Origin of the sequence: Pseudomonas mangrovi (assembly GCF_003052585.1) — a bacterium.
GTDB classification, from domain to species: Bacteria; Pseudomonadota; Gammaproteobacteria; order Pseudomonadales; family Pseudomonadaceae; genus Aquipseudomonas; species Aquipseudomonas mangrovi.
In genome coordinates this window covers 183,892-206,874 of record NZ_QASN01000014.1, presented here as the reverse complement: position 1 = coordinate 206,874, position 22,983 = coordinate 183,892, and the positions used below count along the sequence as shown (strand labels likewise).

Sequence of the window (22,983 nt, the reverse complement as noted above, 5' to 3'; positions counted from 1 at the left end):
CGTGGACGCGACCATCGCGCCCTGTCCGGCGGGCATCGACCCACCGTCAACCCCACGCAGGCTCGCGCTCGCATGGATCATGCCATCGTTGGCGCCAAGACTAGGCCTGGCGGCGGCGCAACGCCATTAGCGTTTGGTCGCGTCGTAGCCAAGGGAGGGCTCGGCGCCGTCGTCGGCGTTGACCTCCTCGCACTTGTTGCGATCACCCCCGCAGATCGAGCACTCCTTCTCGATGCCCAGGTTGGCGATGCCGCCACAAGAACCGGCAATCGGCTTGCGCCCCATGATCACGCCAATCGCCATGCCGCCAACCACCAGCAGCATGACGAGAAAAACCAGCAGCCAGGTCATTTGCCATCTCCTGCACCGAACAATGCAATGAAGGCATCGGTGCTTCTGCTTGCAAAACCGCCATCCTCGCGGACGACGAAGAATGCGGCTATCGATTGCGCCTGGGCGAATTCGAAGCCGCGCTCGGGCCCCATCACCATCAATACGGTAGACAGGCCGTCGGCGCGAAGTGCCGACGGATCGACCACCGTCACCGCTGCCAGGTTGTGCTCGATCGGCGCGCCGGTACGCGGGTCGAGGGTGTGCGAGAAACGCCGGCCATCGCGCTCGAAGTAGTTGCGATAGTCGCCCGAAGTGGAGACCGACAGGCCGTCCAGCTCAAGCACCCGCTGGGCCGCACGCTGGCCTTCGAGCGGCGCCTCGATGGCGATCCGCCAGTGCTCGCCGTCCGGCTTGCGCCCCTCGGCCTTGAGCTCGCCGGTGATTTCCACCAGGTAGCTGCGCACGCCCTGCTGCTTGAGATGGTCCACCACGCGGTCCACCGCGTGGCCGGCGGCGATGCTGTTGAAATCCAGCTGCAGCGCCACTTCCTTACACAGCTCACCATTGCGCGCACGCAGGTGACGCAGGCCGGTGCGCTCGCGCGCCTCGGCAATCTCCTCGGCACTGGGGACGCGTTCCCCCCGACTCTGCGGACCGAAGCCCCAGAGATTGAGCAGCGGTTCGAGCGTCAGATCCAGCGCACCCTCGCTTTCCACCGACAGCAACGCACCGGCCGCGACCAGTTCGAGCAGATCCGCCGGCATCTTCTGGCAACTGCCTGCAGGCAGCGCGTTGAAGCGCTCGACAGCGGAGTCGCTGCGCCAGGTCGACAGCTGGGCATCCAGGTCAGCGAGAATCGCCTCGGTCTGCGCCTGCAGCACGGCCGGCTCGGGAACGCCGGAGCCACGCACGTACTTGACCGAATAGGTACTGCCCATGGTCGGCCCGGTAAAGCCTTCCACCTGATCCTGAAACGGACAGCCCGCCAGGGCTGTCGCCAGGGCGACAGCGATGACGGGCTGCAGATAGCGGCGATGCAGCATGCTAGCCGCCAAAGTCGTCGAGCAGGATGTTCTCCGGCTCCACACCCAGGTCCAGCAGCATCTTGATCACCGAGGCGTTCATCATGGGCGGACCGCACATGTAGTACTCGCAATCCTCCGGCGCCGGATGGTCCTTGAGGTAGTTCTCGTAGAGCACGTTGTGGATGAACCCGGTCGGGCCTTCCCAGTTGTCCTCAGGCTGCGGGTCGGAGAGCGCCAGATGCCACTGGAAGTTCTCGTTCTCCGCCTGCAGCTGGTCGTACTCCTCGACGTAGAAGGCTTCGCGCAGCGAGCGCGCGCCGTACCAGAAGGTCATCTTGCGCGTCGACTTGAGGCGCTTGAGCTGGTCGAAGATGTGCGAACGCATCGGCGCCATGCCGGCACCACCACCGATGAAGACCATCTCGTTGTCGGTGTCCTTGGCGAAGAACTCGCCGAAGGGTCCGTACACGGTGATCTTGTCGCCCGGCTTGAGGCTGAAGACGTAGGACGACATCTTGCCGGCCGGGATATCGTCGCGGCCCGGCGGTGGCGAGGCGATACGGATGTTGAACTTCACCAACCCGCGCTCTTCGGGATAGTTCGCCATGGAATAGGCGCGGATCACGTCTTCGTCGACCTTGGACACGTAGCGCCACATGTTGAACTTGTCCCAGTCGCCGCGATATTCCGGCTGGATGTCGAAGTCCTTGTAGTTGACGGTGTGCGGCGGGCATTCCAGCTGCACATAACCGCCAGCACGGAAGTCGACGTTCTCGCCTTCGGGCAGCCTGAGGGTCAGCTCCTTGATGAAGGTGGCCACGTTGGGGTTGGACTCCACCGTGCACTCCCACTTCTTCACCCCGAAGACTTCCTCGGGAACCTCGATCTTCATGTCCTGCTTGACCGGGGTCTGGCAGGAAAGACGCCAGCCCTCGCCCGCCTCGCGACGGGTGAAGTGCGACTCCTCGGTCGGCAGCATCTCGCCGCCGCCGCTCTCGACCACACACTTGCACTGGGCGCAGGTACCGCCGCCACCGCAGGCCGAAGACAGGAAAATGTTGTTCGATGCCAGCGTCTGCAGCAGCTTGCCGCCAGCCGGAACCGTGATGGTGCGTTCGCCATTGATCTCGATGGTCACGTCGCCGCTGGAAACCAGCTTGGCGCGCGCGATCAGGATGATCAGCACCAGTGCCAGCACGATGGCGGTGAACATGCCGATGGCCAGTAGGATTTCGTAATTCATCTGTTCATCCCGTCCTTACAGCTGCACGCCGGAGAAAGACATGAAGCCCAGCGACATCAGTCCGATGGTGATGAAAGTGATGCCCAGCCCCTGCAGGCCTTCGGGTACGTCACTGTACTTGAGCTTCTCGCGGATACCGGCCAGCAGTGCGATGGCCAGCGCCCAGGACAGGCCCGAGCCAACGCCATAGACGGTACTTTCCGCCAGGTTGTAGTCGCGCTCGACCATGAACAGGGTGCCGCCCATGATGGCGCAGTTCACCGTGATCAGCGGCAGGAACACGCCGAGCGCGTTGTAGAGCGCCGGCACGTACTTGTCGAGAAGCATCTCGAGGATCTGCACGATGGCCGCGATGACCCCGATATAGCTCAGCAGCCCGAGGAAGGACAGGTCCACCTCCGGCAGCCCGGCCCATGCCAACGCGCCCGGTTTGAGCAGGTAGGCGTAGATCAGGTTGTTGGCCGGCACGGTGATGGTCTGCACCACGATGACCGCGATGCCCAGGCCGATGGCGGTTTCGACCTTCTTCGAGATGGCGATGAACGTACACATGCCGAGGAAGAACGCCAGCGCCATGTTCTCGACGAACACGGCACGCACGAACAGGCTTACGTAATGTTCCATCAGTAGGCCTCCTTGTTAGAAACCTGCGGCGCCATCTTGAAGGCCGGCTTCTCGACCTGCTCCTTCTTCCAGGCGCGCAGGCCCCAGATGAACAAACCAATGAGGAAGAACGCCGAAGGCGGCAGCAGCAGCATGCCGTTGGGCAGGTACCAGCCACCATCATTGATCACAGGCAGAATCTCGTAGCCCATCAGCTTGCCCGCACCGAACAGTTCACGGATGAACCCGAGCGCGATCAGCATGGCGCTGTAGCCCAGACCGTTGCCGATGCCATCGAAGAACGACAGCACCGGCGGGTTCTGCATGGCGAAGGCTTCAGCGCGCCCCATGACGATGCAGTTGGTGATGATCAGGCCGACGAATACCGACAGCTGTTTGGACAGCGAGTAGGCAAAGGCCTTGAGCACCTGGTCCACCACGATCACCAGCGAAGCGATGATGACCATCTGCACGATCATGCGGATCGAGCTGGGGATCTGACTGCGAATCATCGAGATGAACAGGTTGGAGAACCCGGTCACCAGCGTCAGCGCGATGGACATCACCAGCGCGGTCTTGAGGTTGGAGGTTACCGCCAGCGCCGAGCAGATCCCGAGGATCTGCAGGCCAATGGGGTTGTTGTTGAAGATCGGGTTGAGCAGAACTTCCCGAATGCCTGGCTGAGCCATGATCAAGCCTCCCCTGCGCGCATTTTGGCTATGAAGGGACCGAAACCGTTTTCACCCATCCAGAAGCGGACGAGGTTTTCCACGCCATTGCTGGTCAGGGTCGCACCGGCCAGACCATCGACCTGATGCTCGGCGTTCGGGCTTTGCGGATCGACGTTACCCTTGACGATATCCACCGACAATTTGCCGTTGTCATCGAAAAGTTCCTTGCCCGGCCACAGGCCACGCCACTTCGGGTTATCCACCTCGCCGCCCAGACCCGGGGTCTCGCCATGCTGGTAGAAACCCAGACCCGCCACGGTATTCAGATCGCCCTCCAGCGCCATGAAGCCGTACAGGGTCGACCACAGGCCATAGCCACGAATCGGCAGCACCACGGTATCGATCTGGCCGTCGTTCTCGACCAGATAGACCACGCTGTAGCGCTCACGACGCTTGATCGAAGCGATGTCCTGGGCGCCGGGAAGCGAATCGGACAGTTTCGGGTCCTTGGCGGCCAGCACCGGATCGAAGGTCTGCGGATCGTGCGCATCGCTGTAGGTACCGGTCTCGAGATCGACCAGACGTGCGGTGATGCGCTCGGCGTAGAGCTTCTTGACCTGGCTGGCGGACATGCCCGCCTCACCCAGGCCGGCGATGGCCAGGATGCTGCGCTGCTTGTCCAGCTGACGGTTCTCGACCTGGGTCGGGCGCAGCGCGACCGCCGCACCGGCGACGAACACCGAGCACACCAGGCAGACCAGCAGGGCCACCGTCAAAGTGCGAGCGGTGGATTCTTTTTGACTAGACATTGCGCGCCAGCCTCCGCTTGATGTTGGCCTGGATGACGAAGTGGTCGATCAGCGGGGCACAGAGGTTGGCGAACAGGATCGCCAGCATCATGCCCTCGGGGAACGCCGGGTTGACCACCCGAATCAGCACCACCATGACGCCGATCAGCGCGCCGAAAATCCACTTGCCGGTATTGGTCATCGACGCCGACACCGGGTCGGTGGCCATGAAGATCATGCCGAAGGCGAAGCCGCCAGTGACCATGTGCCAGTACCAGGGCATGGAGAACATCGGGTTGCTGTCCGAGCCGATCTGATTGAACAAGGTGCTCAGGGCGACCATGCCGATCATCACGCCGGCCACGATGCGCCAGGAAGCAATCTTGGTCAGCAGCAGCACCGCGCCGCCAATGAAGATCGCCAGCGTACTGGTCTCACCGATGGAACCGTGAATGGTGCCGATGAAGGCGTCCATCCAGCTGATGCCCTGCGCCAATACGCCGTCGATACCACCCGCCGCGGTAAGGCTCAGGGCAGTGGCGCCGGCATAGCCGTCAACCGCGGTCCAGACCGCATCACCGGAGAGCTGCGCGGGGTAGGCGAAGAACAGGAAGGCACGGCCGGTCAGTGCCGGGTTGAGGAAGTTCTTGCCGGTACCGCCGAAGACTTCCTTGCCCAGCACCACGCCGAAGCTGATGCCCAGTGCGACCTGCCACAGCGGGATGCTCGGTGGCACGATCAGCGCGAACAGTACCGAGGTAACGAAGAAACCTTCGTTGACCTCATGCCGGCGGATGGAGGCGAACAGCACTTCCCAGAACCCGCCGACGATGAAGGTCACCGCGTAGATCGGCAGGAAGTAGGCAGCGCCCTGGATGAAGTTGTCCCACAGGCTGTTCGGATCGAACCCTGCCAGCGAGCCGATCAGCGCGAAGCGCCAGCCATCCTGGGCTGCAAGCAGCTCGGGATTCTGCGCGAAGATCAGGTTGGCCTGGTAGCCGGTGTTCCACATGCCGAAGAACATCGCCGGGAAGGTGCAGACCCAGACGGTGATCATCATGCGCTTGAGGTCGATGCCGTCACGCACGTGGGCGGTGGTCCGGGTAACGCTGCCGGGACGATAAAGGAAGGTGTCGATGGCTTCGTAGAGGGCGTACCACTTCTCGTACTTGCCGCCCTTCTCGAAGTTGTGCTCGATCTTGTCGAGGAATGCGCGAATGCCCAAGGCTTAACCCTCCTTCTCGATGCGGGTGAGGTTGTCCCGCAGGATCGGGCCGTACTCGTACTTGCCGGCGCAGACATAGGTGCACAGCGCCAGGTCTTCTTCGTCGAGCTCCAGGCAGCCGAGCTTTTGCGCCGTCTCCGTGTCGCCAACGATGAGCGCACGCAGCAACTGGGTGGGCAGGATATCCAGCGGCATCACCGCCTCGTAATTCCCGACCGGAACCATGGCGCGCGGACTGCCGTTGGTGCTGGTGGAGAAGGCGAACTTCTTGCCGGCCAGCAGTTTGGATACATAGATATTGAGGATCGAGTGCTTCTCCACGCCGGGGCGCAGGTAGTGCAGCATCTCGCGCTCGTAGCCTTCACGCAGGCAGGAAACCTGCTGGTGATAGCGGCCCAGATAGCCGAATGCACCGCGAGCGGTGCGCCCGCCGAGTACCGAACCGGAAATGATGCGGTTGTCGCCCGGGCTCAACTCGCCAGCACAGAGCTCGTCGAGATTGGCACCCAGGCGGGTGCGCAGCAGACGCGGCTGCTCAACCACCGGACCACCGAGGGCGACCACGCGCTCGGTCGACAGCTGACCCGTGGTGAACAGCTTGCCGATGGCAATCACGTCCTGATAGCCGATGTTCCACACGCTCTTGCTGGCACTGACCGGGTCAAGGAAATGAATATGGGTACCGGCAAGACCTGCCGGATGCGGGCCGCAGAACGACTCACTGCGCACGCTGGGTAGAGCCTCGCCCGGCAACTGGGAGCCTTCGGCCTTGCACAGGAACACCTTGGCCAGATTGCCGAGCACCTGCAGGCCGCGTTCGAAGTCGATGGCCTGATCGGCGATCACCACGGCAGGATCGGCCGCCAGCGGATGGGTGTCGATGGCGGTGACGAAGATCGACGACGGGACCGCGTCGATCGCCGGCACCTTGCTGTACGGACGGGTACGCAGAGCCGTCCAGAGGCCGGATTGCTGCAGATTCTCGCGAACCTTTTCAGCGCCCAGGGCACTCAACTGATCGGCGGGATAGGCGGCGAAGCTGATCTGCTCGTCGCCATCCAGATCGATGACCACCGATTGCAGCACACGTTTTTCGCCACGATGGATCGCACTCACCACGCCGGCACCGGGCGCGGTGAAGTTCACGCCAGGCGACTTCTTGTCAGAGAACAGCAGCTGACCGAGCTTGACCCGGTCACCGACCTGGACAGCCATGGTCGGCTTCATGCCCTGATAATCGAAGCCTATGACGGCGACACTGCGTACCGGCCTTGCAGCCTCTATACGCTGCACCGGCGCACCTGTTATGGGCAGTTCCAGCCCATGTTTTATTTTGATCATAGGTTTGCCTAACCGCTGATTTGAAAAGCGTTGTATAGGGGATAGGGCAACGACCGGAAATGACCGATGTCAGATCCAGTCCAACGCGAATTGGCATGGAAGATGCATTTGCCCAGCTAAAAAACCGCTTGATTATAAAGAGCATGCTCGGCGACAACCACCCGACACTGCTCTTTTTTGAATCGCGGCAACAGCTCGCAACACTCTGCGGCGACCCGCGCCGGCAGCCGCCGCAAGCGCTGCGTACGACCCGGGCAGCGGTGAATACCTCACCATACAGGCAGTCAAGTCGACCAAGGTCGGAAAACAAAAACGGGAGCTTGCGCTCCCGTTTTCATTATCACCGCGAATCAGCGCGGAAAGGCTGGCGGGTTGACCCCGGTCATGTCTTCCATCACGCGCACGACCTGGCAGCTGTAGCCGAACTCGTTGTCGTACCAGACGTACAGCACGACCCGGTTGTCCATGCAGATGGTCGCTTCCGCATCGACCACGCCGGCATAGCGCGAACCGACGAAATCGGTCGACACCACTTCCTGGGACTGGACGAAATCGATCTGCTTCTGCAGATCCGAGTGCATGGCCATCTGGCGCAGGTACTCGTTGATTTCCTCGCGAGTGGTGCCCTTCTCCAGGTTCAGGTTGAGGATCGCCATCGATACGTTCGGCGTCGGTACGCGGATCGCGTTACCGGTCAGCTTGCCCTTGAGGGCCGGCAGCGCCTTGGCCGCCGCAGTGGCCGCACCGGTCTCGGTAATGACCATGTTCAACGCCGCACTGCGACCACGACGGTCACCCTTGTGGAAGTTGTCGATCAGGTTCTGGTCGTTGGTGTACGAGTGCACGGTCTCGACGTGGCCGTTGACGATGCCGTACTTGTCGTTGACCGCCTTGAGCACCGGCACGATGGCGTTGGTGGTGCAGGAGGCCGCCGAGATGATCTTGTCGTCGGCGGTGATCTGGTCATGGTTGATGCCATGCACGATGTTCTTCAGCGCGCCTTTGCCCGGCGCGGTCAGCACCACGCGATCGATACCCGGGCACTTGAGGTGCTGGCCAAGACCATCGGCGTCGCGCCACTTGCCGGTGTTGTCGACCAGCAGGGCGTTCTTGATGCCGTACTGGGTGTAGTCCACCGAGGCCGGATCGTTGGAGTAGATCACCTGAATCAGGCTGCCATTGGCGGTGATGGTGTTGTTGGCCTCGTCGATGGTGATGGTGCCATCGAACGGACCATGCACGGAGTCACGGCGCAGCAGGCTGGCGCGCTTCATCAGATCGTTCTCTGCGCCCTTGCGCACGACGATGGCGCGCAGACGCAGGCCGTCGCCACCACCGGTCTTCTCGACCAGGATGCGTGCCAGCAGACGACCGATACGGCCAAAACCATACAGCACCACGTCGGTGCCTTCGCGCGCGGCACCATTCTGCTTGCCGGCCACTTCGGCCAGCTCGTCCTTGACGAACTGCTCCAGGCTGCGACCGGCGCCCTCACCCTTGAACTTGGAAACCATCTTGCCCAGATCGATCGAGGCCGCGCCGAGCTTCAGCTCGCTCATGGTCTTGAGCACCTGATAGGTGTCGTGCGGCGACAGCTCCTGCTCACCGGCCATGCGGTGACGGGCGAAGCGATGGGCCTTGAGGATGGCGATTACCGAACGGTTGATCAGGCCGCGACCATAGATAGAGGTCACTACGCTGTTGTTGCGGTAGAGCTGACCGATCAGAGGAATCATCGCCTCGGCGAGTGCTTCACGGTCAATCCATTCACCAAGACATTGGTCGGGCTTCTGGGTCACGGCAATACCTTCCACATGTAGGGGCTGAAAAAAGGGGCTGTATTATGACGACGCGTCGGGGTGGCGGCAATCGCTGCCGCCGGCGCATGCACAGACAGCCGCTTCGCTGGACAGTTGCAGTGTGCCGGGACTTTATATTGTTGGCGCCGCACGGCGACGAATCAGTCGTCGCGATTGCGCCGGCAGCCTCAGTCGCTACAATTCCGCCTTCGCCGCCATCACGAGCCGACCGTGTCCCTACTGACCGCGCCTGTACTGCGTCTTCCGCCACTGTCCAGCGCCAGCGGCAAACAGCACTGGGGCAACCTGCCCGGCGCCGCGCTGTCCCTGGCCGTGGCTGAGGCCGCCAGCACCGCCAAGCGCTTTACCCTGCTGTTGACGGCAGACAGCCAGAGCGCCGAGCGCCTGGAGCAGGAACTCGCGTTCTTCGCGCCCACGCTGCCGGTGCTGCATTTCCCAGACTGGGAAACCCTGCCCTACGACGTCTTCTCGCCGCACCAGGACATCATCTCCCAGCGCATCGCCGCGCTCTATCGCCTGCCGGAGCTCAAGCACGGGGTGCTGGTGGTCCCCGTTGCCACCGCCCTGCACCGCCTGGCCCCGACCCGCTTCATGCTCGGCTCGAGCCTGGTGCTGGACGCCGGCCAGCGGCTCGACGTCGAGCAGATGCGCGCGCGCCTGGAAGCCGCAGGCTATCGCTGCGTCGACACCGTCTACGAACACGGCGAGTTTGCCGTGCGCGGCTCGCTGATCGATCTGTTCCCCATGGGTAGCGACACGCCCTATCGCATCGATCTGTTCGATGACGAGATAGAGACACTGCGTACCTTCGACCCGGAAACCCAGCGCTCGGTGGACAAGGTCGAATCGATCCGCCTGCTGCCGGCACGCGAGCTCCCCCTCGACAAGAAGGCCGTGACCGACTTCCGCGGGCGCTTCCGCGAGCGCTTCGATGTCGACTTCCGCCGCTGCCCGATCTATCAGGATCTCGCCAGCGGCATCACCCCGGCCGGTATCGAGTACTACCTGCCGCTGTTCTTCGAGGAAAGCGCCACCCTGTTCGACTACCTGCCCAGCGACACCCAGGTGTTCTCGCTGCCGGGCATCGAGCAGGCGGCCGAGCAGTTCTGGAACGATGCGCGGCACCGCTATGAGGATCGCCGCGTCGATCCGGAACGCCCGCTGCTGCCGCCTGGCGACATCTTCCTGCCGGTGGAGGACTGCTTCGCCCGTCTCAAACAATGGCCGCGCGTGGTGGTCAGCGCCGAGGACATCGAGCCCGGCGTCGGCCGCGAACGGCTGCCCGCGCGGGCGTTGCCGGATCTTGCGATCCAGGCCAAGGCCAGCGAACCCCTGGCGGCCTTGCGCCGCTTCCTCGACCAGCATCCTGGCCGGGTGCTTTTCTGCGCCGAATCCGCTGGCCGCCGCGAGGTGCTGCTGGATTTGCTCGCGCGACTGAAGCTGCGACCCCGTGAATTCGACGGCTGGCCAGCATTCGTCGCCAGCGAGGAGCGCCTGGGCATCACCATCGCCCCGCTCGACGAAGGCCTGCTGCTGGACGAGCTGGCGCTGATCGCCGAAAGCCCGCTGTTCGGCCAGCGCGTGATGCAGCGCCGCCGCCGGGAGAAGAGTCGCGACGGCGGCGAGAACGTCATCAAGAACCTCACCGAGCTGCGCGAAGGCTCCCCGGTGGTGCATATCGACCATGGCGTGGGGCGCTACCTCGGCCTGGTAACCATGGAATTCGACGGCCAGGCCGCGGAATTCCTCGCCCTGATGTACGCCGAGGAAGCCAAGCTCTACGTACCGGTCGCCAATCTGCACCTGATCGCCCGCTACACCGGCAGCGACGACGCCCTGGCTCCGCTGCATCGGCTCGGTTCGGAAACCTGGCAGAAAGCCAAGCGCAAGGCCGCCGAACAGGTGCGTGACGTGGCCGCCGAACTGCTCGACATCTACGCCCGCCGCGCCGCCCGCAAGGGCTTCGCCTTCGCCGACCCGGCACTGGACTACGCCACCTTCAGCGCCGGCTTCCCGTTCGAGGAAACCCCCGACCAGCAGACCGCGATCGAGGCCGTGCGCAGCGACATGCTCTCCGGCAAGCCGATGGATCGCCTGGTCTGCGGCGACGTCGGCTTCGGCAAGACCGAAGTGGCGATGCGCGCCGCCTTCATCGCCGCCCACGGTGGCAAGCAGGTGGCAGTCCTGGTGCCCACCACCCTGCTTGCCCAGCAACACTACAACAGCTTCCGTGACCGCTTCGCCGACTGGCCGGTGACCGTCGAGGTGATGAGCCGCTTCAAGTCGACCAAGGACGTCAATGAAGCCGTGGCCAAGCTTGCCGAGGGCCAGATCGACATCGTCATCGGCACCCACAAGCTGCTGCAGGACGATGTGAAGTTCAAGAACCTGGGCCTGGTGATCATCGATGAGGAACATCGCTTCGGCGTGCGCCAGAAGGAACAGCTCAAGGCGCTGCGCAGCGAGGTGGACATCCTCACCCTGACCGCCACGCCGATTCCGCGCACCCTGAACATGGCGGTGGCCGGCATGCGCGACCTGTCGATCATCGCCACCCCGCCAGCCCGCCGCCTGTCGGTGCGCACCTTCGTGCTGGAACAGAACCAGCCGACGATCAAGGAAGCACTGTTGCGCGAGCTGCTGCGCGGCGGCCAGGTCTACTACCTGCACAACGACGTCAAGACCATCGAGAAGTGCGCCAGCGACCTGGCCGAACTGGTGCCCGAGGCGCGCATCGGCATCGGCCACGGACAGATGCGCGAGCGCGAGCTCGAACAGGTAATGAGCGACTTCTACCACAAGCGCTTCAACGTACTGATCGCCTCGACCATCATCGAGACCGGCATCGACGTACCCAGCGCCAACACCATCATCATCGAGCGCGCCGACAAGTTCGGCCTGGCCCAGCTGCACCAGTTGCGCGGCCGTGTCGGTCGCAGCCACCACCAGGCCTATGCCTACCTGCTCACCCCGCCGCGCAAGCAGATGACCGAGGATGCGCAGAAGCGCCTGGAAGCCATCGCCGGCGCGCAGGACCTAGGCGCCGGCTTCGTCCTGGCGACCCACGACCTGGAAATACGCGGTGCCGGCGAGCTGCTCGGCGAAGGCCAGAGCGGACAGATCCAGGCGGTCGGCTTCACCCTCTACATGGAAATGCTCGAGCGCGCGGTCAAGGCGATCCAGAAAGGCGAGCAGCCGAACCTGGAGCAGCCCCTGGGTGGCGGCAGCGAGATCAACCTGCGGGTGCCGGCACTGATCCCCGACGACTACCTGCCGGATGTGCACGCACGCCTGATCCTCTACAAGCGCATCGCCTCGGCCGCCGACGAGGACGCGCTGAAGGAGCTGCAGGTGGAGATGATCGACCGCTTCGGCCTGCTGCCGGAGCCGACCCGCAACCTGATGCGCCTGACGCTGATGAAGCTGTCAGCGGAGAAGCTCGGCATCCGCAAGATCGACGCCGGCCCGCAGGGTGGCCGCATCGAGTTCGCCGCCGATACCTGCGTCGATCCGCTGACCCTGATCAAGCTGATCCAGAGCCAGCCGCGCCTGTACAAATTCGAAGGAGCGACCCTGTTCAAGTTCCAGGTTCCCATGGAACGCCCGGACGAGCGCTTCAATATCCTCGAGGCCCTGCTCGCACGCCTCGCTCCCGCCCAGACCTGAAGGAACCCACCATGCGCCTGCTTCGCTTTCTGCCGCTACTGATGGCACTACTCGCCCCCACCGCACTGGCAGAGCGCCTGTATGAAGTCGAATTGATCATCTTCCGCCAGGGCAGCCAGGTGCTGCCTGCCAGCCAGCCTGCGGCCGAAGACTGGGCGTCCGGCACCAATCGTCTTGGTATGGAGAGCCAGCGCAGCACTTCGCTCGACAGCCAGGCAGCCAAGCTGAAGGCATCCGGCAACTATCAGGTACTCCTGCACCAGGCCTGGCAACAGACGCTGCGTGCGAACATGGAGCAGGTCTCCTTCACCCACGGCGAAGGCTCATTCGATCAGTACCCGGTACAGGGCGTGATCGGCCTCAGCCTCGCCGAAACCCTGGAGCTGGAGGCCGACATCTGGGTCAATCAGCTCGATGAGCAGGGCCTGCTATTGCAAAGCGAACGCCTGCGCGAAAACAGGCGCCTCAGCCCGGGCGAACTGACCTACCTCGACCATGGCAGCATCGGTGCACTGATCCGCGTAAGCCCGCTCTGAAGCCTTTGCGCCACGCTCACTGCGAGCGTGGCCACTCATGCAGATAGGGCTGACCGGGATCCCACAGACATCCCTTGCGCATCACCAGCTGGATCTTGTAGATCCGCCCGGCGTCCTCGCTGTGTGGATAGCGCCACCAGGCGCCGCTGCGCTGCTCTGGCTCCCCCAGGGCCGCAATGACGTCCGCCTCGCGCATGCCCTTGCGCACCGCGCCCGCAGCAATCAGGTTCGCCAGTTCCTCGGCGTCGAACTCGACACACACCGGATCGTTGCGTAGCTGCGCACGCGACTCCTCCGAACGCGGCGTCCACGGCTGCAACTGCTCTTGCGCCAGCACAGCAGAATTCGCTACCAACGCCCCCAGACCGATCATCATCAACAGATCGCGCCGCATGCTCACCTCGCTGATTTCACCCAAATTCCACGCAAACAAAAAAGCCGATCCTTTCGGACCGGCCTTTTTCATTGTTTGGTAGGCACAATTGGATTCGAACCAACGACCCCCACCATGTCAAGGTGGTGCTCTAACCAACTGAGCTATGTGCCTGCAATGGCCGCGCATTCTACGGAGCTGAGCGAGTGCGTCAAGCACTTTTTTGCCTAAGCGACTGAAATAGTTGCAGTTCCATTGAATTCTGCGCGCCGCACTGGAGATTGCAGGGATGCAGCGAGTAGCATCGAGCGCATTCGTAAAATATTCGCTACAGAGGTTGCAGAAAGATGCACAGCAGCAGCTACCCCGACTCCTACTACGCCGCCTCTGCAACGCCAGCCCCGACCCGCCCGCTGCTGCAGGGCGAGAGCGAAACCGACGTCTGCGTCATCGGTGCCGGTTACACCGGGCTGTCCACCGCGCTGTTTCTACGCGAGGCGGGCATGCAAGTGACCGTTCTCGAAGCGGCGAAGGTCGGCTTCGGCGCCTCGGGCCGCAATGGCGGGCAGATAGTCAACAGCTACAGCCGCGACATCGACGTCATCGAACGCAGCGTCGCGCCACGCCAGGCCCAGCTGATCGGCCAGATGGCCTTCGAGGGCGCGCGCATCATTCGCCAGCGCATCAGCCAGTACGGCATCGATTGCGACCTGCGCGACGGCGGCATCTTCGCCGCCCTCAACACCAAACAGATGCGCCATCTCGAACAGCAGCAACGCCTCTGGCAACGCCACGGGCATGACCAGGTCGAACTGCTGGATCGCGAGCAACTGCGTGCAATGGTCGCCAGCGAGCGCTATGTCGGCGGCAGCATCGACCGCAGCGGCGGGCACATCCACCCGCTCAACCTGGCACTCGGCGAAGCGGCTGCCGTCGAGTCACTCGGTGGCCTCATCCACGAGGACAGCCCCGCTCTGCGCATCGAGCGCGGAACCAGCCAGCTGGTGCACACGCCGCAAGGCCGGGTGAAGGCGCGCTACGTGGTCGTCGCCGGCAACGCCTACCTGGGCAACCTGCTGCCTGAACTGGCGACCAAATCGATGCCCTGCGGCAGCCAGGTGATCGCCACCGAGCCACTCGATGCGGCGCTGGCTGCGAGCCTTCTGCCGCAAAATCATTGCGTGGAGGACTGCAACTACCTGCTCGATTACTTCCGCCTTTCCGCCGACAACCGCCTGATCTACGGCGGCGGCGTGGTCTATGGCGCCCGCGACCCGGCAGACATTGCCGCGATCATCCGGCCGAAGATGCTCAAGACCTTCCCGCAGCTGCGTGATGTGAAGATCGATTACGCCTGGACCGGCAACTTCCTGCTGACCCTGTCGCGCCTGCCACAGGTAGGCCGCCTGGGCGAGAACCTGTTCTATTCGCAAGGTTGCAGCGGCCACGGCGTGACCTATACGCATCTGGCCGGCAAGTTGCTCGCGGAAGCATTGCAAGGCCAGACCGAACGATTCGATGCCTTTGCTCAGTTGCCGCACTATCCCTTCCCCGGGGGCCGCCTGCTGCGGATTCCGTTTACCGCAATCGGCGCGGCCTACTACGATCTGCGCGACCGCCTGGGCGTCTGAGAAACATCTGAAAAAGTAGCGGACGAAGGTCTGGCGGGGACGCCTCCTCGAGGCGCATTTGCCGCGCGCAGTACAGGTTTCCTAAGCACTCAGCGCAGATCGAGCAGGCGCACGACCTGCGATTCGTCGAACGGCCAGCACAGCTCCGCGCCGTTGTCACAGCGACGCAACACCGGAATCGACAATGCGTACTGCTGCAGGAGCGCGTCAGACTCAGCAATATCGAGCAGCTCGACCAGCAGGCCATGCTCGACAAAGGGCATCAGCAGCGCTTCCGCCTGCTCGCAGAGATGGCAACCGAGAGTGCCCAGAAGCTGACATTCGGGAAGCATGCACGCCGCTCCAGATCAGGAAATGCGCGCAGTTTAGCAAGCCTGGGCTCAGGCGGCGTCAGGACCCTTTCTGGCGCCCGCGCCTTCGAGTCCGTCGAGCAGCATCGAGTTGAGACGACCGGCCTTGTTCCAGCCTGCCTCATCCACTCGCCCATCCATCGCCAACCCGCCTTCGAGCATGCGCTCGAGGAACTCTCGGCCGTCATCCACCAGCGAATCCGCGCTGCGCAGGGCATCGAGCAATCCGCGCGCGTAGTCCAGCAATTCGCTGTTCACCGCACTGGGCGACTGCCCGCCCTGCCTGGCAACCTCGCCGTAGCTTTCGCTGACCTGGCGCACCTGGGTCTGGGTCAGCTTCAGCGACATGGACGCCAACTGCTCACCATCCATGTTCAAGGCCAGCGCCTGATCGAAGGCACCGGCCAGGTCACCGGAGAAGAAACTCGAGGAAAGCTCCTCGACCTGGCCGAGCAGCTTGCCCAGCGCCTCCCGCTCGCCAGCGTCCAGTTCGCCTTCGACCTCGACCTGCCAGCGCCCCATCTGCACGCTGCCGCTGCTCTGGTTTCCGTCAGCGGCCCTTTGCGACCAGGAGGCTGCGCCTTCGGCGATGGAAATACGCAGACGGTCCCCGTCGCGGGTGGTCACCTGCAGATCGAAGGTATCCAGCCGCGCAGCCAAACGCTCCGAGTAGTCGGCGACGGCACCTGCGGGCTTCGGCGCCGGTGTTGCAGCAGGAGAACTCCCGAGGAATCGCTGCTCGAGACCGGCCATCCCTTCATCGATCAGGGCACGGGTCTTGTCGATGTCTTCCGCCACCTTGCCCTGCATCATGCCCAGCCCTTCGAGGATCTTGGTCGCCTCTTCGAAGCCCTGCTTGATACCCTCGCGCGCCTGCTGCAGCAAGCCATTCAGGGCCTTGCCGTCACCCGCGCTGCTCTGCAGACGCTGCTCGATGAACGACAGCATCCGATTGGCTACCTTCTCCGGGGTGAATTCACTGGCCGGCTTGTTCAGCGCGCCAGGCGCAAGCCCCAGTCGATCACCGAGCCGATTGGCCAGGGTCTGCTGGGGGACGATACCGGCGCGCTGCTGGTTGGCGGCACCGACGGATTGCGAGGAATTCGAGCTGAGCGGCTGGGTAAGCATGACGGCGTACCTGAAACTACATGACGTGTCCGGTTGGCGGCCGCAGCAGCAAAAAGTTTAGCCGTCCCGACCGACGGCCGCCCCGCTCAGGCCTCGGTCATGCTGCGCTTCGGCCCTGCGAGCCGCGTCCGTACTGGGTCGGCGACTAAAGTCTAAAGGTCGAACCCGGCATCCCGTGCTTTATTTGAAAGGCTGTAACAGATCGGTCACAAGCCGTTCGGTTAGCGATCCCACTTCAGGAGAGAAGAACAATGAGCAAGTCCCCTCTGGCCCGTGCCGTTAGCCTGGCCGCACTGGGCGCCAGCCTGACCCTGCCGCAACTCGCAAGCGCCGGCTTCCTCGATGAAAGCAAGGCCACGCTGGAACTGCGCAACTTCTACATGAACCGCGACTTCCGCCAGGATCGCAGCCCTGCACTACCCGTGGTGACCGGCAAGGCCCCGCAGACCCGCAGCAAATCCGAGGACTGGGCCCAGGGCTTCCTGCTGCGTTACGAATCCGGATTCACCGAGGGCACCGTAGGATTCGGCCTGGACGCGATCGGCACCCTGGGCGTGAAGCTCGACTCCGGTCGCGGCACCAGCGGCACAGGCTTGCTGCAGGTGGACCGCGAAACGGGTGAAAGCCAGGATACCTACGGTGATCTGGGCGCCACCGCCAAGCTGCGCGTCTCCAAGACCGTGCTCAAGGGCGGCACCCTGATGCCCAAGATTCCCGTGCTCCAGGCCAACGATTCGCGCCTGCTGCCACAGAGCTTCCAGGGCGTTCACGTCAACTCGATGGAGATCGCCGGCCTCAGTCTCGATGCCGGTCAGCTCAGCCGCGTGAATTATCGCGATTCGTCTGACCACGAAACCATGCTGCCGACCAACAGCCGCAATGCCGGCACCGGCGCCGGCGGGGTCCGCGGCATCACCTACCGCGGCGGCAGCGACAGCGACGAATTCAACTTCGCCGGCGCCACCTACAAATGGAATGACCAACTCAGCACCGGCTACCACTACGGTGAGCTCGACGGCTTCTACAAGCAGCACATCGTCAACCTGATCCACGTGCTGCCGATCGCCGACAAGCAGTCGTTCAAGACCGATCTGCGCTTCGCCCGCTCCAAGGATGATGGCAGCAGCAATGTCGACAACAAGGCGTTCGGTGCCATGTTCACCTACGCGCTGAACTTCCACAGCTTCGGTCTGGGCTACCAGAGCATGAGCGGTGACACCGGGTATGCCTACGTCAACGCATCCGACCCCTACCTGGTGAACTACGTGCAGATCGGCGACTTCGCCTTCAAGGACGAGAAGTCCTGGCAGGTGCGCTACGACTACAACTTTGCCGGCCTGGGTATTCCCGGCCTGACCTTCATGACCCGCTACCTCTCCGGCGACAACGTCGACCGTGGTGCCGGCCTGTCCGAAGGACGCGAGTGGGAACGCGACATGGATATCGCCTACGTCATCCAGGACGGCCCACTGAAGAACGTCGGCGTAAAATGGCGCAACGCAACCGTCCGCTCGAACTTCGGCAACGACCTGGACGAGAACCGACTGATCGTCAGCTACACCATGCCGCTGTGGTAGCAGCCGCAACGAAAACGCCCCGCTGAGCGGGGCGTTTTCGTTTTCACCAACGCAAGTCGGCAATCAGTCCTGGCTGGTCGAACCAATCCGGTGGATGGACAGATCAGCGCCATTGAACTCCTCTTCACGGCTCAGCCGAATGCCGATCAGTACCTTGAGCATGCCGTAGACCAGGAAACCGCCGAGCAGCGCCAGCAGCAGACCGAGCAGGCTGCCGAGCAACTGACTCTGCATGCTCACCCCCCCCAGGCCGCCCAACGCCTGCTGACCGAAGATGCCGCAGGCGAGGCCGCCCCAGATGCCGCAGATACCGTGCAGCGGCCAGACACCGAGCACATCATCGACTTTCCATTTCACCTGCGCCGCGGTGAAGCTCCAGACGAACAGCCCGCCTGCGACCGCGCCGGTCGCCAGCGCACCGATCGGATGCATCAGATCCGAGCCGGCGCAGATTGCGACCAGTCCGGCCAGCGGGCCGTTGTGCAGAAAGCCCGGGTCGTTGCGGCCAACCACCAGCGCCGCCACGGTGCCGCCGACCATTGCCATCAGCGAGTTGAGCGCTACCAGTCCGCTGACTGCTGCCAGGCTTTGTGCACTCATCACGTTGAAGCCGAACCAGCCGACGATCAGGATCCACGAACCCAGCGCCAGAAAGGGAATGCTCGAGGGCGCGAATGCGACCAGGCGGCCGTCGCGGTAGCGTCCATCACGCCGCCCCAACAGGACCACCGCGCCGAACGCCAGCCAGCCGCCCATGGCATGCACCACGACGGAGCCGGCGAAATCATGGAAGGGCGCCCCAAAACGGGCCGTCAGCCATTCCTGCAGACCAAAATTGCCGTTCCAGACGATGCCTTCGTAGAACGGGTAGATGAACGCCACGATCAGCACGGTGGCGCATAACTGAGGCGCAAAACGGGCGCGCTCGGCAATGCCACCGGAAATGATCGCCGGAATCGCCGCAGCAAAGGTGAGCAGGAAGAAAAATTTGACCAGCCCGTAACCGTTCTCTGCGGTCAGCGCCGCCGCAGGCGCCATGAAGTTCACGCCGTAGGCGACCCAGTAGCCGATGAAGAAATAGGCCAGTGCCGACATGGCAAAGTCGGTGATGATCTTCGACAGCGCATTGACCTGGTTCTTGTGCCGCACAGTCCCGACTTCGAGAAAAGCGAAACCGGCATGCATGGCCAGCACCATGGCCGCGCCCATCAGCAGGAACAGGGTGTTGGAGCCGTGGACCAGGGTCTCCACGGCGCTATTGAGGTTTTCCATCGGTTCTCCCAGCGAAAGGCACCAAAAAAGACCGATCTCGACTCGCCATGCCCCAAAACGGGGCGTAGCGAGAATCTTTAGGAGTACGAAAGCGCCGGCAGGGTGCTCCCGAACACGTCCGAAATAAAAAATTATTCAACCTTTTCAAAAGGATGAAACGAGACCGGAGCTAATGCACGCGACCTTCCGTACCGTTTTGGGGCGAGCGTAAGGTGGGGCGCACCAGCGCGAAGCAAGCTCTGTACCAGCCACTCGGGAAAACAGGTTGAACCCTTGTCGCTCGCCGCGACTCGAACCTCAGGCAAGCCCTACAACAACTGGATGGAGAAACCCCATGAACCAGGCCAACCCAACGACTTCTGTCGACGCGCTCAGCCCGAATGCCGGTACCGCCACCAGCACAGCCGGCCAGACCAATAGCCAGAACGGCACAGCCATCGATCGCAACGCGCACAAGCGCAACCTGCGCAACGCCCAGGACGCCATGGTTGCCGAATTTCACACCCTGGTAGGTGATGCCGAACGCCTGCTCAAGCACACCTCGACGCTCGCCGGCGCCGGCACCGAGGAGCTGCGTCACAAGCTCAACGAAAACCTGCAGCGCGCCAAGACCCTGCTGAAGGACAGCGAAGCAGGCCTGCGTGAGCAAAGCCGCGCAGCAGTCCAGGCCACCGAGCAATATGTGCATCAACATCCTCTGCAATCAGTCGGTATCGCCGCGGGCGTAGGCTTCCTGCTGGGCCTGCTGGTCAGCCGTCGCTGAGCCGCTCCATGGACGAGACAAGCCACTACTCGCAGACCTCCGACGAGGCGCCTCGACCGTCGCTGAAAAAGCTCGGCGGGGTTGCCGTCGGCCTGCTGCAAAGCCATCTGGAGCTGCTCGGCATCGAGTTTCAGGAAGAGAAATCGCGTTCTTTCCAGCTGTTTCTGTTCGCCGGTGTCGCGCTGATCTTTGGCCTGCTGTTGCTGGTCGGACTGTCGGCGGCGCTGATGATCCACTTCTGGGACAGTCACCGACTGCTCGCCGCGATCGGCCTTTGCCTGATTTATGGATGCGGCCTGGCGTTTGCGCTGCTGCGCGCTCGGAGCCTGGTGCAGCGTGGCGAAACGCCTTTCCAGACGACCCTCGAAGAACTGGCCAGAACCCGGGAGAACCTGCTGCCATGAGCCGACCACTATCGAGCGCGCATCGCCTGGCGATGCGCAAGGAGCTGGTTCGTCTGCGCCTGGAAATGCATCGCCAGCAGGCGCGCTACCACGTGCAACCGCTTATCCACCCGCTCGAGCAACTCAAGGGTCTGTGGAATCGCCCAGGCGCCTCGATTGGTGGAAGGACGCCACTGGCCATGGGCGGTGCACTGGTGCTGACGCTGTTTGGTAAACGCCTGGGGATTTTCGGGCGGGTCGCACGCATTGCGCTGGCCGTCTACCCACTGATCAGCGCCTGGCGTGCGACCCAGGAAGAAACGCGCCAGCCGCTGCCACGCCCGGCCAGCGAGAATGTGTCCACGCCTGAAGGCTAGCGGACTCAGGGCACTCGCGTGAGCTGGACGCCATCGACCGTCATGCGCCAGGTGCCCTGGCTTTCGCTGGGCTTGCTGGACACCTCGAACAGCGTGCTCAACGCGCCGATGCCCACCGAGAAGCTGTCGCCCTGAAACGCCTTGATCGGCCCGGACACCGAGCGCGTCCGGCTACCCTCCACGCGCTGGTAATCCACTCGACCATCCGCCGCGATCTGCAGCATCACGCCATTGCCCTGCCAGGTGCCGGCATAATCCGCCTTGTCCGGTGGCAGCGGCTGGCCGCAGCCCGCCAGCAGCATCGCCATGCATCCGATCATCAGCATTCTGCGCATCGTGTGTTCCTCGACGAGAGCCCCGTCACATGACGGATGCGCACCCTGCCGGCTATTCGCACCTTTTTCCAGCGACGGGTTCGAAAAATCACCACCCTGGCGGCTTGCAGTGCGGCCAGCGAAACCCGAAGCTTGTGCGCTGCACAACGCCTGCCGCACGCACACCCGACCTGCAAGCGGCCGACATATCGAATACTGGCGAGGAACAGTCTTGGACTGGCACACACTGCTCAACCGCGAACGCCTCGGCAAGGCGACCCACAGCATCGACGAGCTGGGCCGCAGCCCCTTTCACAAGGACCACGACCGGATCATCTTTTCCGGCGCCTTCCGGAGGCTCGGCCGCAAGACCCAGGTTCACCCCGTCAGCAGCAATGACCACATCCACACCCGCCTGACCCACTCGCTGGAGGTCAGCTGCGTCGGCCGCTCACTCGGCATGCGCGTCGGCGAGATGATCCGCGAGCAGTTGCCGGACTGGTGCGAGCCGAGTGACCTGGGAATGGTCGTACAGTCCGCCTGCCTGGCCCACGACATAGGCAATCCGCCCTTCGGTCACTCCGGCGAAGACGCCATCCGCCACTGGTTCCAGCAGGCCGCCGGACGCGGCTGGCTGGATGGCATGAGTGCCACGGAGCGCGGCGACTTTCTCAACTTCGAAGGCAACGCCCAGGGCTTCCGGGTGCTGACCCAACTGGAGTACCACCAGTTCGATGGCGGCACCCGACTGACCTACGCGACCCTCGGTACTTACCTCAAATATCCCTGGACCGCGCGCCATGCCGAGGCGCTCGGCTACAAGAAGCACAAATTCGGCTGCTACCAGAGCGAGCTGGCTCTGCTTGAGCAGATCGCCCACAAGCTCGAGCTGCCCAAGCTCGAAGAGGAGCGCTGGGCGCGCCATCCGCTGGTCTATCTGATGGAGGCTGCGGACGACATCTGCTACGGCCTGATCGATCTCGAGGACGGCCTGGAGATGGAACTGCTGGACTACGCCGAAGTGGAAGCAGTGTTGCTCGGCCTGGTCGGCGACGACCTGCCGGAAACCTACCGCCAGCTCGGCCCGCGCGACTCGCGCCGACGCAAACTGGCAATCCTGCGCGGCAAGGCCATCGAGCACCTGACCAACGCGGCGGCCCGGGCCTTCGTCGATCAGCAGCCGGCACTCCTGGCGGGAAGCCTGCAGGGTGATCTGGTCGAACACATGCATGGTCCGGCCAAACGCTGCGTACAGCAGGCCAAGGCAATGGCGCGGGAAAAGATCTTCCACGACAAGCGCAAGACCCTGCATGAAATCGGTGCCTACACCACCCTGGAGATTCTTCTCAATGCATTCTGTGGCGCAGCCCTGGAACAGCATGGCGGTGGCGCGCTGTCGTTCAAGAACCGCCGCATTCTCGACCTTCTTGGTCACAGCGCGCCGCATCCGGACTGGCCGCTGCATCGCTCCTTCATGCGGGTGATCGATTTCATCGCTGGCATGACCGACAGCTATGCGAGCGAGATGGCCAGCGAGATGACCGGCCGCACGAGCCCGGTGTAG

The 22,983-nt window shown here is 63.2% G+C and carries 22 protein-coding genes and 1 tRNA gene; 8 read left to right on the top strand and 15 right to left on the bottom strand.

Translation table 11 applies throughout. The annotated features are described in order from the left end of the window. Positions 1-126: 126 nt before the first annotated feature. The 9 genes from nqrM to DBO85_RS08320 form a co-directional block, all read right to left on the bottom strand. Positions 127-351, bottom strand: a complete 225-nt coding sequence (nqrM, locus tag DBO85_RS08360; RefSeq protein ID WP_108106804.1) for a (Na+)-NQR maturation NqrM — start codon at positions 349-351, stop codon at positions 127-129. Beyond that, positions 348-1,271 (bottom strand): FAD:protein FMN transferase, encoded by a 924-nt coding sequence (locus DBO85_RS08355; protein WP_108106818.1) that lies wholly within the window; start codon positions 1,269-1,271, stop codon positions 348-350. The genes nqrM and DBO85_RS08355 overlap by 4 nt, the downstream gene beginning before the upstream one ends. A gap of 106 nt (positions 1,272-1,377) precedes the next feature. Continuing rightward, positions 1,378-2,601 (bottom strand): NADH:ubiquinone reductase (Na(+)-transporting) subunit F, encoded by a 1,224-nt coding sequence (gene nqrF / locus DBO85_RS08350; RefSeq protein ID WP_108106803.1) that lies wholly within the window; start codon positions 2,599-2,601, stop codon positions 1,378-1,380. A 15-nt stretch (positions 2,602-2,616) separates the two neighbouring features. Continuing rightward, positions 2,617-3,225, bottom strand: coding sequence for an NADH:ubiquinone reductase (Na(+)-transporting) subunit E (nqrE, locus tag DBO85_RS08345; RefSeq protein WP_108106802.1), 609 nt, complete (start codon positions 3,223-3,225; stop codon positions 2,617-2,619). Continuing rightward, entirely contained in the window at positions 3,225-3,899 is a 675-nt protein-coding gene (locus DBO85_RS08340) for an NADH:ubiquinone reductase (Na(+)-transporting) subunit D (RefSeq protein ID WP_177429750.1), read from the bottom strand. The genes nqrE and DBO85_RS08340 overlap by 1 nt, the downstream gene beginning before the upstream one ends. Next, positions 3,896-4,684, bottom strand: coding sequence for a Na(+)-translocating NADH-quinone reductase subunit C (locus DBO85_RS08335; RefSeq protein WP_108106800.1), 789 nt, complete (start codon positions 4,682-4,684; stop codon positions 3,896-3,898). Before DBO85_RS08335 ends, DBO85_RS08340 begins: the two co-directional genes overlap by 4 nt. Next, positions 4,677-5,888 (bottom strand): NADH:ubiquinone reductase (Na(+)-transporting) subunit B, encoded by a 1,212-nt coding sequence (locus DBO85_RS08330; protein ID WP_108106799.1) that lies wholly within the window; start codon positions 5,886-5,888, stop codon positions 4,677-4,679. Before DBO85_RS08330 ends, DBO85_RS08335 begins: the two co-directional genes overlap by 8 nt. A gap of 3 nt (positions 5,889-5,891) precedes the next feature. Beyond that, positions 5,892-7,229: a Na(+)-translocating NADH-quinone reductase subunit A gene (locus DBO85_RS08325; RefSeq protein WP_108106798.1), complete on the bottom strand. Its 1,338-nt coding sequence runs from the start codon at positions 7,227-7,229 to the stop codon at positions 5,892-5,894. Positions 7,230-7,579: 350 nt separating this feature from the next. Further along, positions 7,580-9,028: a glyceraldehyde-3-phosphate dehydrogenase gene (locus tag DBO85_RS08320; protein ID WP_108106797.1), complete on the bottom strand. Its 1,449-nt coding sequence runs from the start codon at positions 9,026-9,028 to the stop codon at positions 7,580-7,582. Between the two features lie 240 nt (positions 9,029-9,268). Between DBO85_RS08320 and mfd the strand changes: the two genes are divergently transcribed. Together mfd and DBO85_RS08310 are read left to right on the top strand one after the other, a co-directional pair. After that, a complete protein-coding gene (gene mfd / locus DBO85_RS08315; protein ID WP_108106817.1) occupies positions 9,269-12,715 on the top strand; it encodes a transcription-repair coupling factor in 3,447 nt (1,148 codons plus the stop codon). An 11-nt stretch (positions 12,716-12,726) separates the two neighbouring features. Further along, the gene (locus DBO85_RS08310; protein ID WP_108106796.1) at positions 12,727-13,251 is read left to right on the top strand and encodes a CsiV family protein; all 525 of its coding nucleotides are present in this window, start codon (positions 12,727-12,729) and stop codon (positions 13,249-13,251) included. 16 nt (positions 13,252-13,267) lie between these two features. Here DBO85_RS08310 and DBO85_RS08305 read toward each other — a convergent pair whose 3' ends face one another. Next, positions 13,268-13,645 carry a hypothetical protein gene (locus DBO85_RS08305; RefSeq protein WP_146168186.1) on the bottom strand — a complete coding sequence of 126 codons (378 nt, stop codon included), beginning with the start codon at positions 13,643-13,645 and terminating at the stop codon, positions 13,268-13,270. 76 nt (positions 13,646-13,721) lie between these two features. Further along, a tRNA-Val gene (locus DBO85_RS08300) sits at positions 13,722-13,798 on the bottom strand. 173 nt (positions 13,799-13,971) lie between these two features. Here DBO85_RS08300 and DBO85_RS08295 point away from each other — a divergent pair. Continuing rightward, complete coding sequence (locus DBO85_RS08295; protein ID WP_108106794.1) at positions 13,972-15,255, top strand: NAD(P)/FAD-dependent oxidoreductase; 1,284 nt, start codon at positions 13,972-13,974, stop codon at positions 15,253-15,255. 89 nt (positions 15,256-15,344) lie between these two features. Here DBO85_RS08295 and DBO85_RS08290 read toward each other — a convergent pair whose 3' ends face one another. Next, entirely contained in the window at positions 15,345-15,587 is a 243-nt protein-coding gene (locus DBO85_RS08290; protein WP_108106793.1) for a glutaredoxin family protein, read from the bottom strand. Between the two features lie 48 nt (positions 15,588-15,635). After that, positions 15,636-16,733 carry a DUF5610 domain-containing protein gene (locus DBO85_RS08285; protein WP_108106792.1) on the bottom strand — a complete coding sequence of 366 codons (1,098 nt, stop codon included), beginning with the start codon at positions 16,731-16,733 and terminating at the stop codon, positions 15,636-15,638. A 251-nt stretch (positions 16,734-16,984) separates the two neighbouring features. On the opposite strand from DBO85_RS08285, the gene DBO85_RS08280 reads away from it, so the two are divergent. After that, a complete protein-coding gene (locus DBO85_RS08280) occupies positions 16,985-18,310 on the top strand; it encodes an OprD family porin (RefSeq protein WP_108106791.1) in 1,326 nt (441 codons plus the stop codon). Between the two features lie 63 nt (positions 18,311-18,373). Here DBO85_RS08280 and DBO85_RS08275 read toward each other — a convergent pair whose 3' ends face one another. Further along, the gene (locus DBO85_RS08275; RefSeq protein WP_108106790.1) at positions 18,374-19,582 is read right to left on the bottom strand and encodes an ammonium transporter; all 1,209 of its coding nucleotides are present in this window, start codon (positions 19,580-19,582) and stop codon (positions 18,374-18,376) included. Between the two features lie 334 nt (positions 19,583-19,916). Between DBO85_RS08275 and DBO85_RS08270 the strand changes: the two genes are divergently transcribed. Genes DBO85_RS08270 through DBO85_RS08260 form a run of 3 tightly spaced genes read left to right on the top strand, consistent with a single transcriptional unit; the run spans position 19,917 to position 21,105 of the window. Beyond that, the gene (locus DBO85_RS08270) at positions 19,917-20,345 is read left to right on the top strand and encodes a DUF883 family protein (protein WP_108106789.1); all 429 of its coding nucleotides are present in this window, start codon (positions 19,917-19,919) and stop codon (positions 20,343-20,345) included. A gap of 8 nt (positions 20,346-20,353) precedes the next feature. Further along, entirely contained in the window at positions 20,354-20,749 is a 396-nt protein-coding gene (locus tag DBO85_RS08265) for a phage holin family protein (protein ID WP_108106788.1), read from the top strand. Next, positions 20,746-21,105 (top strand): hypothetical protein, encoded by a 360-nt coding sequence (locus DBO85_RS08260; protein WP_233356575.1) that lies wholly within the window; start codon positions 20,746-20,748, stop codon positions 21,103-21,105. Before DBO85_RS08265 ends, DBO85_RS08260 begins: the two co-directional genes overlap by 4 nt. 5 nt (positions 21,106-21,110) lie before the next feature. Here DBO85_RS08260 and DBO85_RS08255 read toward each other — a convergent pair whose 3' ends face one another. Further along, positions 21,111-21,440: a hypothetical protein gene (locus DBO85_RS08255; protein WP_108106787.1), complete on the bottom strand. Its 330-nt coding sequence runs from the start codon at positions 21,438-21,440 to the stop codon at positions 21,111-21,113. A gap of 211 nt (positions 21,441-21,651) precedes the next feature. Between DBO85_RS08255 and DBO85_RS08250 the strand changes: the two genes are divergently transcribed. Beyond that, positions 21,652-22,983, top strand: coding sequence for a deoxyguanosinetriphosphate triphosphohydrolase (locus tag DBO85_RS08250; protein ID WP_108106786.1), 1,332 nt, complete (start codon positions 21,652-21,654; stop codon positions 22,981-22,983).

Bases quoted from the DNA above. Each gene is read 5' to 3' on its own strand.
- nqrM (WP_108106804.1), bottom strand. From the start codon at position 351: ATGACCTGGCTGCTGGTTTTTCTCGTCATGCTGCTGGTGGTTGGCGGC.
- DBO85_RS08355 (WP_108106818.1), bottom strand. From the start codon at position 1,271: ATGGGCAGTACCTATTCGGTCAAGTACGTGCGTGGCTCCGGCGTTCCC.
- nqrF (WP_108106803.1), bottom strand. From the start codon at position 2,601: ATGAATTACGAAATCCTACTGGCCATCGGCATGTTCACCGCCATCGTG.
- nqrE (WP_108106802.1), bottom strand. From the start codon at position 3,225: ATGGAACATTACGTAAGCCTGTTCGTGCGTGCCGTGTTCGTCGAGAAC.
- DBO85_RS08335 (WP_108106800.1), bottom strand. From the start codon at position 4,684: ATGTCTAGTCAAAAAGAATCCACCGCTCGCACTTTGACGGTGGCCCTG.
- DBO85_RS08325 (WP_108106798.1), bottom strand. From the start codon at position 7,229: ATGATCAAAATAAAACATGGGCTGGAACTGCCCATAACAGGTGCGCCG.
- DBO85_RS08310 (WP_108106796.1), top strand. From the start codon at position 12,727: ATGCGCCTGCTTCGCTTTCTGCCGCTACTGATGGCACTACTCGCCCCC.
- DBO85_RS08305 (WP_146168186.1), bottom strand. From the start codon at position 13,645: ATGCGGCGCGATCTGTTGATGATGATCGGTCTGGGGGCGTTGGTAGCG.
- DBO85_RS08295 (WP_108106794.1), top strand. From the start codon at position 13,972: ATGCACAGCAGCAGCTACCCCGACTCCTACTACGCCGCCTCTGCAACG.
- DBO85_RS08290 (WP_108106793.1), bottom strand. From the start codon at position 15,587: ATGCTTCCCGAATGTCAGCTTCTGGGCACTCTCGGTTGCCATCTCTGC.
- DBO85_RS08285 (WP_108106792.1), bottom strand. From the start codon at position 16,733: ATGCTTACCCAGCCGCTCAGCTCGAATTCCTCGCAATCCGTCGGTGCC.
- DBO85_RS08280 (WP_108106791.1), top strand. From the start codon at position 16,985: ATGAGCAAGTCCCCTCTGGCCCGTGCCGTTAGCCTGGCCGCACTGGGC.
- DBO85_RS08275 (WP_108106790.1), bottom strand. From the start codon at position 19,582: ATGGAAAACCTCAATAGCGCCGTGGAGACCCTGGTCCACGGCTCCAAC.
- DBO85_RS08270 (WP_108106789.1), top strand. From the start codon at position 19,917: ATGAACCAGGCCAACCCAACGACTTCTGTCGACGCGCTCAGCCCGAAT.
- DBO85_RS08265 (WP_108106788.1), top strand. From the start codon at position 20,354: ATGGACGAGACAAGCCACTACTCGCAGACCTCCGACGAGGCGCCTCGA.
- DBO85_RS08260 (WP_233356575.1), top strand. From the start codon at position 20,746: ATGAGCCGACCACTATCGAGCGCGCATCGCCTGGCGATGCGCAAGGAG.
- DBO85_RS08255 (WP_108106787.1), bottom strand. From the start codon at position 21,440: ATGCGCAGAATGCTGATGATCGGATGCATGGCGATGCTGCTGGCGGGC.